A 9,220-nucleotide genomic window follows, 5' to 3' on the forward strand; every position below is an offset into this window, starting at 1 on the left:
CAGCCTTTCCTGAGATGGCGCAGCCAATGCGGCGAGCCTTCGGTTGATGGCGCGCCGATCGAAGCGGTCGGGGTGGTAGTGACGCAAGATGCCCCATTGCTCGTCGTCCACTTCGTCAACAAGGTCGTCCAACTCGTGCCGGGACCTGCTCTCGCCGACTACGGTGAACGTCAACCGAGTGGCCATGAACGCATGCGGACCGCCACAATCTTCGGGGGGTGCGGCGCGCCGGCCTCCGATGCACACCGGGTACACCCGCTTGGGATCCAGAGGCAAGGCAGCCTCGATGCGCAGGTCGTGCACCCACAAATCGCCGAAGTCGTATTCATAGGTGAATCGCTCAAGGCGCCCCAACTCCAGTTGTCCGATCAGGGCTTTGTGCGCGTCGGTATCGAAGACCACGCCGCCATCCTGATTGACTCCGTACTCGCGACCGCGAATCTCGAATCGGTGGAGGTGCATGTCCTGCCAGGCGAACGCGACCTGAAGGATCTGGTGAAGCCGGACGACGCTCGTATCGCTACGCACCAGCAGGCGCCGCCAAATCATGCAGCACGGCGCGCAGCTGCAGTACCTCTTGGCCAGGACATGCCCCGATTTCCATATCCAAAGCTTACTTTGCTGCACTGCACACCCCCAGGAAATGGATGCTCTCGTCGAGTTGTGATGTTCCCAGTGCGCTACGCCGACGACTTCGTGATCCTGGTGCATGGCACGCAACAGCAGGCCGAGGCCGAGGCCGAGGCCGAGCGGGATGCTCTTGCCAAGGCACTGCACGACGGCATGGGGCTGACCCTGTCACCCGACAAGACGCGGATCACGGATCCGGCTGACAGCTTCCAATTCCTCGGGCATCGCGTGAGCATGCGATGGGACGACCGCTTCGGCTGGTCGCCCCGGATCGAGGTTCCGAAGACCAAGGCGGCGGACTTGCGGCACAAGGTCAAGCAACTGACGACACGGCAGACCCTGCACTGGTCGCTCGACGACCTGCTCCAGAAGCTCAATCCTATCCTGCGTGGCTGGGCGCACTTCTACTGCTATTGCACCGGCGCGAAAGACGTCCTCGGCGGCCTGGACTGGTACGTGAGAGACCGTGTGTGGCGCTGGATGCGAAAGAAGCACCCAGAAGCCTCCGTGCGGTGGCTGCTTCGACACCGACGACCCAGCCGGCACCGTCCGACGCGACGCGTGTGGCAGGGTGAGCGGCACGAGCAATACCAAATGGGCTGGCTGAAGGTCCAGCGCTACATACGCAGGTGGATGACACCACCCGACTTCACCGTAGTTCCTGGAGAGCCGGATGCATAGCGAAAGATGCACGTCCGGTTCGGCGAGGGGGCACGCGAAACTGCCGGTCGCGAGCTCGGCGCGGCGCGCGTGCTCTACTCAACCGTACGTCTCGACCTGGCAGGGCTTCGTCTACGTGGCCTTCGTCATCGACGTCTTCGCCAGGCGCATCGTCGGCTGGCGGGTCAGCAGTTCGATGCAGACAGACTTCGTGCTCGATGCGCTGGAGCAGGCGCTGTATGCACGCCGCCCAGAGCGTGATGCAGCGCTGGTACACCGCAGCGACCGCGGTTCGCAGTACGTGTCGATCCGCTACAGCGAACGGCTGGCTGAGGCGGGCATCGAGCCCTCGGTGGGCAGCACCGGCGACAGCTATGACAACGCCCTGGCCGAGACCATTAAGGGCTGTTCAAGGCCGAGGTCATTCACCGGCGCGGGCCGTGGAAGACGCGCGAGGCTGTCGAACTGGCGACCCTAGAGTGGGTCTCCTGGTTCAACCACCATCGCTTGCTGGAGCCCATTGGCTACATCCTGCCGGCCGAAGCCGAGGCCAACTACTGGCGTGAGCAAAGTCGCTCGATGACCCCAGGCAAGCCCACGCAGCAAGCCACGCTGCAGGAGGGTTGAACCATGAGTACATGGCCCAACCGGGGGGCCTCCGGCGGCCCCTGCGGGGGGCTGAATGAAGGAGAATCCAAACAGCCAACACCCCCACACTTGAGTCAGACCACTCCGGTCGGACTCAAGCCAACAGGCCTCCTCGAAACCCGGTGCGGTTCACTACTGGCCGTCCGCCACTTACCTATCGCCGCCTGGGGCGGCCCGCTGCTCTCGCTCGCCCGCTTTAAGCCTTGGATTTTGAGTCCCAGTCATGGAGCAAGCTGATCGCGTCGTCGAATTCGAAGCTCTCGACCTTCTGCGCGATGCGGCGCGCTGAATCCCTGTGCTCCGGGTGATCGGCAATGGCCTGCTCCAGTTGGGTGGAGAGCTCCAACGCAGTCGGGTCGCTGGCGGCGAGACGCTGCTTCAGGCGCTTGACGAGGGCCACCAGGCTCTTCCGCGGCAGTTCGGCCGGCGTTGGCCCTGACGCTGGCATCGCCGGCGGCTGGAGTCCGCGCAAGCTCTCCATCAAGGGGTTCAATTCGCTCAACACATCCGCCAGTGGCTCGCGCAGCGAGTGGCCACGCAGGCCCTGCAGGCAGGCGCTTTCAAGCGCTGCGGCGGCTGTTGCCAGCGCAGCAGCACCGATGTTGCCGGCAGTCCCGCGCAGCGTGTGGGCAATACGGACAGCGGCTGATTCGTCCTCGCTCTCCAGCGCTTGCGCGAAGGTAGTGTCAAAGTCAGCTTGGGAATCGCGGAACTTGCCGAGCAATCGGAAGTACAACTCGGACTTCCCGCCGCAGGTGGCCAGCCCCGCCGCACGATCAATGCCATGCAGGCAAGGAAGCGCGCCCGCTGTTTCCGGGGGAGTGTCGCCACCGCCGCCCGTCCGCAACGCCGGCGACGCCCTCTTCGGGTGGATCCACTTCGCCATCGTCGCGAACATCAAGGCGACGTTCAGTGGCTTGGCGATGTGGTCGACCATGCCGCTGGCCAGCGCCTTCTCTCGATCGCCGGCCATCGCATTGGCCGTCATCGCGATGATCGGCAGGTCGCGGAAGGCGGCCTGCTCGCGCAACCTGCGCGTGGTCGCGTAACCATCCAGCACTGGCATCTGACAGTCCATCAGTACGCCGTCGAATTCGCAATCGTGCTGCAACAGCTCAAGCGCCTGTGCGCCATCGCCGACGACGACCACTTCGATGCCGGCGTCCTCGAGCAATTCCCGGCCCAGTTCCTGGTTCACGTCGTTGTCCTCAACCAGCAGCACCCGGGCACCGACCAGCTGCCTCGTGGAGGCAGCGACGCCATCGACACGCTCGGTCGCGCGAGGCTCGGCAGCGTGGGCCTTGCCAAGCAATCGACCGATCGCTTCGAGTAAGGCGGAGGTCATCACCGGCTTGGTCATGACCAGCGGCAATTGGACATCGCCCCGTTCGGCAGCCTCCACCGCCTCGTGCCGGGCGAGGGCAGTGACCAGGATCACCGCGGGAATTTGTTCGCGCTGGGATGCCAGTGCCTGGATGCGCTGCGTGGCTTCCACGCCATCCATGCCGGGCATCTTCCAGTCCATCAGCACGAGGTCGTAGGAAAGGCCCAGCCGTTCGGACTCGGCCACGAGCGCGACCGCTTCCTGTCCGCCTTGGACGACATCGACCGCCATGCCGAAACCCCTGGCCATCGTAGACAGGATCTCTCGTGCGCTCGCGTTGTCGTCGACCACCAGTGCGCGCCGCCCGCGCAACTCATCGGACCTGGACATGCGACGCAGTTGCGAAGGCGATGGCGCCTGCAGCGCAAAGTGTGCGGTGAAGTGGAAGGTCGATCCCTTGCCGGCATCGCTTTCGACCCAGATGCGGCCGCCCATCATCTCCACCATGGTCTTCGAGATGGTCAGGCCCAGCCCGGTGCCGCCGTAGCGGCGCGTGATGGAGCCATCGGCCTGGCTGAAGGGCTGAAACATGCGTGTCATCTGCTCAGGCGTCATGCCGATGCCCGTGTCGCGAACCCAGAATTGAAGTGTGACCCGATCGTCATGCAACTCTCCGACCTGCACCCCCACGACGATCTCGCCCGCATCGGTGAACTTGACAGCATTGCTGCCCAGGTTGATGAGCACCTGCGCAAGGCGCAGGCGATCGCCGACCAGTGCCGTGGGTAAATCCGGTGGCGTGCTGAACAGCAACTCCAGTCCCTTGCCCTCGGCCTTCAGGCTGATCATGCTCGCGAGGTCGACGAGCACTTCCTCGAGCTCGAACGGCGCGTGCTCCAGGCACATCATGCCGGCCTCGATCTTCGAGAAATCGAGGATTTCGTTGATGATGCCCAGCAGGCTCTCGCCAGCGCGGTTCACCTTCTCGATGTAGTTGCGCTGGCGCGCATCCAGGTCGGTCTTCAGCGCCAAATGGCTCATGCCGATGATGGCGTTCATTGGCGTACGAATCTCATGGCTCATGTTCGCAAGGAAGTCACTCTTCACGCGTGTCGCCTCCTCGGCTATCCCGCGCGCGCGTCGTGCCTCCGCCTCGGCGGCTTTGCGGTCGGTGATGTCGAAGTACCAATTGCCGCGGATGGTCCGCCCACCCGCACGCACCCGTGTAGACGACAGCAGCATGTGGCGCAGGCTGCCGTCGCGGCGCCGGTAAGTTGCCTCGAAGTCGCGCACCGTCTCTTGCGTCTCGACGAGTTCGTGGAAGCGTTCGAGTGCCTCGGGATCCGCCCAGTACCGAACGCGGTCGACCCGGCGCGCCAGTTGCTCGTGGGGCTCGGCAAACACCTCTTCGAGCTTGTGGTTGGAGAACAGCAATTCCTCCGTGTCGTCGTCCGAGATCAGCAGCCCCGCGGGGGCCTGCTCCATGACGCGGCGGAAGCGCTCCTCCGTGTCGCGCAGGGCCTCCTGCATCGCACGGCGTTCCGTGATGTCGCGTACCGCTGCGCAGAAGCACAGGCCGCGCGCGTCGATCGCCGGCAGTTGCGACATGCCGATCTCGACGGAGAAACGGCTGCCGTCCTTGCGCTGTCCATGAAGGTCCATCTGGGCGCTGCCCAGCGGGCGCGACAGGCGCTGCTCGATGAAGTCCGCGCGCAAGCCGCGTTGGCTGGGCCAGTCATCGGGCGCCGCCAGAATCTCCACCGCTTGGCCGATCAGTTCGCCTTCCGTATAGCCGAACAGTCGGTGCAATTCAGGATTCGCCAGCAGAATCTTGCCCTTGGCATCGACGATGAGCATGCCGTCAGGCGCCGCCTCGACAATGCCTTGGTACCAGGCCCGGGTTGCATTGAGCGAGACTTGCTGGGCCTGGAGCGCCGTGGCCTGATCCTCCAAGCGATCGGCTTGGTCACGGATCGAGGCGGATTGCTCTCGGGTCTGGTCTAACAGGACCTGGACAGCGTGATTGCGCTCAACAACCGCCAAGCTCATTGCCAGCCTGGGCACCAGATCGCGCAACAGTGCCAGTTCTTTCTTGCCCGGTGCGACTGGGCTCGCCAGTTCCATTACGCCGAGCAGATGCTCGCCTTGGAAGAGCGGAAGCGCAACGTGCCAGTCCGACGCGACGGGAGTCGACCCACTAGGCCGCGCGCTTACCTCCCGTCGCTCCTTTGCACATTGCCCACCGAGCCCTTCGCCATAAGCAAGATGCTGGCTTGGCATGTGATTGGGATCGGTAACATGAAAGCCGGTCAATTCCAGCAACTCTGCCGCCGTATCGGCGCGATAGAGCGAGCCGCGCGCGATGTGCAGCGGGGCGATGCTGCGCAAGAAGCGCTGCGCGAGTTCGGCCGGCGAGGCTGCCTGCTGCAACTCGGCTTGAATTTGCGCCTGGTGTTGCCTGTTCCACCGCTGCTCGTCCAGTTGTTGCAACTCGGACTGCAATTTGGAGACCGCACGCGCGAGCTCGCCAACGTCATTGATAAAATCGGTGTGCGGCACCGGGTGTTCGAGCTCCCCGCGCGCCAACGCATTGACAGCCCCGCGCAAGCGGACGTTCGGCCAGCGAATAGAGTTGGCAATCACCCACGACAACAGGAGCGTCAGTCCCAAGCCACCCAGCAGCAGTGCCGTGTACAGATTCGCGTTGCGTACGGCAAACGCTTCGATATTGTCGGCAGCCTGTTCAACGCCTTGCTCGTTAGCGGCCGCAATTTCTGAAAGCAGGGCTTCGGCTTGGGCGGCGGTCTGCTCGATGGCGTTGTCGTCCACCAGACCCTGTGCCTGTTCGCCGGATCCTCGCCGGGTCAGAGCCACCGCATCGGCGATGGCAATTTCCAGCCGCGCCAACAGCGCTTCGAATTGGTCCAGCCGTTCGACGTTGTCGCTGCGCAGCAGTGCGGGCCGGAGCAGCTTGATCGCGCTCTGCAGCCGGTCGCGCCTGACGTCAGACTCCTTGAGCAACTCCTCCCGCTTCGTCGGACTTCTCGCATCGATTGCCTTGCTCACTTTCAACCTCAGCCACACCAGATGAATCTGTGCTTCGTGGGCGCGCGCCATGCCGACCACCTCCTCGGATTGCAGGCGCTGGAAGTCGCTGATGAACCGATCCTGCGTGAGCAGGGTTTGCACGCCTAACGCTAGCGTCAGCAGAAGTACAGACCCAAAGCCCAGAACGAGTTTCTGGCGCAGTGGCAGGCGTTCGAGCAATTCGACGGGATTGCGCATGAGCACTCCATGAAAGTTTGGTGCGGCGTCCAATCGCCGGGAACAAGCGACCGGTACGGATAACGGCCCTCAGGCCGGTTCAACTATGAAGATCAGCGTTTCCATTTGCTCCGCGATGTCCTCATCGCCAGTCGGCGAAGCGCACGGCGATCTCTTGGGATCCTCGGCCAGTGCATGGAGCGCATCAACTACTTCGTAGTCGCCACCCCTGACTTCGTACTGGGCCTCGAGCAAGCTGCTCTTCAGCACCGAGTCGCCCGGCGTATCGTCGAACATCAAGATGACGCAGCGGCGAGCGTCATCAAGTTCGAAGCTCAGCTGGCTTGCCCTGGGGGCTGTAGATTCCCTGCATTCAATCATCTTCCCTCTTTATCTACGCAAGCGCTGTCAGGTAAGAGCGCAATTGAACAAAGCTCGTTGAGTATTGAGTTGCCCTGACTACATACGACGATAAAATAAATGGACTCTTCCGTTGCGCAATGGCATCTACAGCAAAAGGTCAGTTTGAGAACCATAGTTCACTCCTGCACCGTTGAACGGTTGAACTGTTGAACTGTTCAACTATCGCCGCAGGACTGTTGAAACCGCCGGCCGCGGCAGCGCGCGGCGGCGTTAAACTGAAGTGCAACACCTGATCGCCGAATTTGAGCCTGCAGGGCATGACCAGACGCGGGGCGCGCACAGCGACTCTGCAGTTGGACGCCGAGAGGCGTGGACGCCGCCCAGGAAGGCCAGCCCGCGCGGACTCAAGCCGACACGTTCAGAGCACCTCGCAGAGCGCAAAGGAATAGGCCGCATCCTGCGCCGCAATGTAGCCGCGCCGGGTCGGCAGGTTCAGATTGGCGTCGGCCCTGACCACGGGCTCGCGGGCGACCGCGTTCGAGAAGATGCGAAGCACGCCTTGGCGTGATGCGGGTAACACCGGCAACTCCCCCCGGGACTTCACCACGATGTCTTCGATTTGCGTGCGGTTGTGGCGCACGATCGCCTGGCGATCCCCGTCGACCACGCACAGCGTGCCCTGTTCGGTCTCGAGCAAGGCGCGGAAGCGATCCCATACCGTGGAGATCGAGGGCTTGATGCCGGCGAGCTCACAACCGGCGCGCACGGCGTGCGCCACCAGCTCGGCATGCAGTTCATTGGTAATGCACGAGACCATCTGGTCCTTGCCAGCGGTTTGCTCGGAGAAGCAGAACGTGCAAAGCGATGCGTCCTTTTCATAGAGCTGCTGGAAGCGCTCGCGCGCATAAGCGTCCCGCAGCGCTCGATCGGCATAGGCAGGCGACCACGGCAGCACGAAGTATTGCGCTTCGGTCGGCCCGACAATCCAGACGATCGAGCGAGGCTTCGGCGCCTGCGCAATCCAGGCCGCCAGCGCATCCATGGCGGTGGCGCGTTCGCCCGGTTCGAATTCGAAACTGGCCTTGCGCGTCACGGTGGATTTGCCCCAGAGCCGTTTCATCTCGCAGGCGATCAACGCGCGTTCCGACAGGTGCACCCGGATGGCGGCGGTGCTAAGAATGCTTGCGATATCCATGGTCTTGATTGGACCGAAAATCGAAACTAAAGTTAACTAACAATAATGGTAGGTCCGCTTCTTCTGGACGCGTGCAGCGGGCTGTCACGTGCGTGTGCAAGGAGCCGCGTATGCGCGAGGCCGTCGTTGGATGCGGGGCCCTACCGACGCCGGTGCGTCAGGCGTGCCGTGCTCAGCCGAGCAGTCCAGACATCAAGGCCTGGACCACCGCAGCGGTCTTGTTGGCTGCCTTCAGCTTGTGAATCACGTTCTTGATGTGGAAGTTCGCCGTCGGCACGGAAATGTTCAGGATGTCGCCGATCTCCGCCGCGGTCTTGCCGTCAGCACTCCACTTGAGGACTTCGATCTCGCGAGGGGTCAACGGCGCTTCCGGCTGAACCACGAACTTGGACTTCATGAGCCGGGACAGGGACATATGCGCCGCCTGCACCAGCCATCGCATGTCGCTTTCTTTCTCGCGCAATTCCATCGGCGTCAGCAATTCGCTGGAGCGCGACAGCGTCATCATGCCACCCACACCAAACCCATCGAGACTCGACTGCGCCCAGCCAACTCGCAAACCCTGCTCCCTCGCTTCCGACCAGAATTCCTTCGTGGAAGCAAAAAGCGCATCGTCCCATACGACCGGCGCCCGACTGAGAAGGCCGTGACGCACACTCGGGTCAGTCGCCATGTAACCAGCCTCTTGGTACCGCAGCTGCCACACCGACGGATAGTTGTTGAGCGTGAGGACTTTCGGATTCGAGATCGGCACCCTCAGCTGCAAGCCATACGCGCAGTTTTCGAATCCCAGCTCCTGCGCGGCCGCAAGGAGCGCGCCAAATGCCGTCTCCACGGTGTCTGCACGATCGAGCGCAGTCAGCAGATTCTCATTGAACGGCTGCATATGGGGTTTGACGAACGACGTGCGTAAAGATTCATACTGAAGTGCCTGGGAACGGGTAAATGGAGCCATGACGAGCGCCAGCGGGTACGCCTGCACACTCAATCTAACGCATTGCCCGAGCGCGCAGCAAAAAAGTGCGCGCAGCGCCACGGCATTGCATCCAATTGCGTGAGTTACGTGGCGGGTGACGCCAACCTGTCACAAGTGGTGGTTGATCAATTGCGCCTAGGCAAGCAAGCTCGCCATCCGG

Annotated in this window: 6 protein-coding genes and 1 pseudogene; 2 read left to right on the top strand and 5 right to left on the bottom strand. The window is 62.8% G+C overall.

The window, feature by feature from the left end; translation table 11 throughout:
* On the bottom strand, nt 1–549 hold a 549-nt coding region (locus tag WKW82_RS39540; protein ID WP_340348683.1), incomplete at its 3' end, for a plasmid pRiA4b ORF-3 family protein.
* A 117-nt stretch (nt 550–666) separates the two neighbouring features.
* Between WKW82_RS39540 and WKW82_RS39545 the strand changes: the two genes are divergently transcribed.
* Both WKW82_RS39545 and WKW82_RS39550 read left to right on the top strand, forming a co-directional pair.
* Nucleotides 667–1,311 carry a group II intron maturase-specific domain-containing protein gene (locus tag WKW82_RS39545; protein WP_340348684.1) on the top strand — a complete coding sequence of 215 codons (645 nt, stop codon included), beginning with the start codon at nt 667–669 and terminating at the stop codon, nt 1,309–1,311.
* A gap of 85 nt (nt 1,312–1,396) precedes the next feature.
* Nucleotides 1,397–1,917, top strand: a pseudogene (locus WKW82_RS39550) (IS3 family transposase); the annotation flags it as partial.
* Nucleotides 1,918–2,134: 217 nt separating this feature from the next.
* On the opposite strand, the gene WKW82_RS39555 reads toward WKW82_RS39550, so the two are convergent.
* The 4 genes from WKW82_RS39555 to WKW82_RS39570 all read right to left on the bottom strand — a co-directional run bounded on the left by WKW82_RS39555 (nt 2,135) and on the right by WKW82_RS39570 (nt 9,039).
* On the bottom strand, nt 2,135–6,547 hold the full coding sequence (locus WKW82_RS39555) for a response regulator (protein WP_340348685.1): 4,413 nt from the start codon (nt 6,545–6,547) through the stop codon (nt 2,135–2,137).
* Nucleotides 6,548–6,616: 69 nt separating this feature from the next.
* Nucleotides 6,617–6,907, bottom strand: coding sequence for a hypothetical protein (locus tag WKW82_RS39560; protein WP_340348686.1), 291 nt, complete (start codon nt 6,905–6,907; stop codon nt 6,617–6,619).
* 400 nt (nt 6,908–7,307) lie between these two features.
* Complete coding sequence (locus WKW82_RS39565) at nt 7,308–7,982, bottom strand: hypothetical protein (RefSeq protein ID WP_340348687.1); 675 nt, start codon at nt 7,980–7,982, stop codon at nt 7,308–7,310.
* Between the two features lie 274 nt (nt 7,983–8,256).
* Nucleotides 8,257–9,039, bottom strand: a complete 783-nt coding sequence (locus WKW82_RS39570; protein ID WP_340348688.1) for an autoinducer binding domain-containing protein — start codon at nt 9,037–9,039, stop codon at nt 8,257–8,259.
* Between the last annotated feature and the right edge of the window lie 181 nt (nt 9,040–9,220).

The organism is Variovorax rhizosphaerae, assembly GCF_037889975.1.
GTDB classification, from domain to species: Bacteria; Pseudomonadota; Gammaproteobacteria; order Burkholderiales; family Burkholderiaceae_C; genus Variovorax; species Variovorax rhizosphaerae.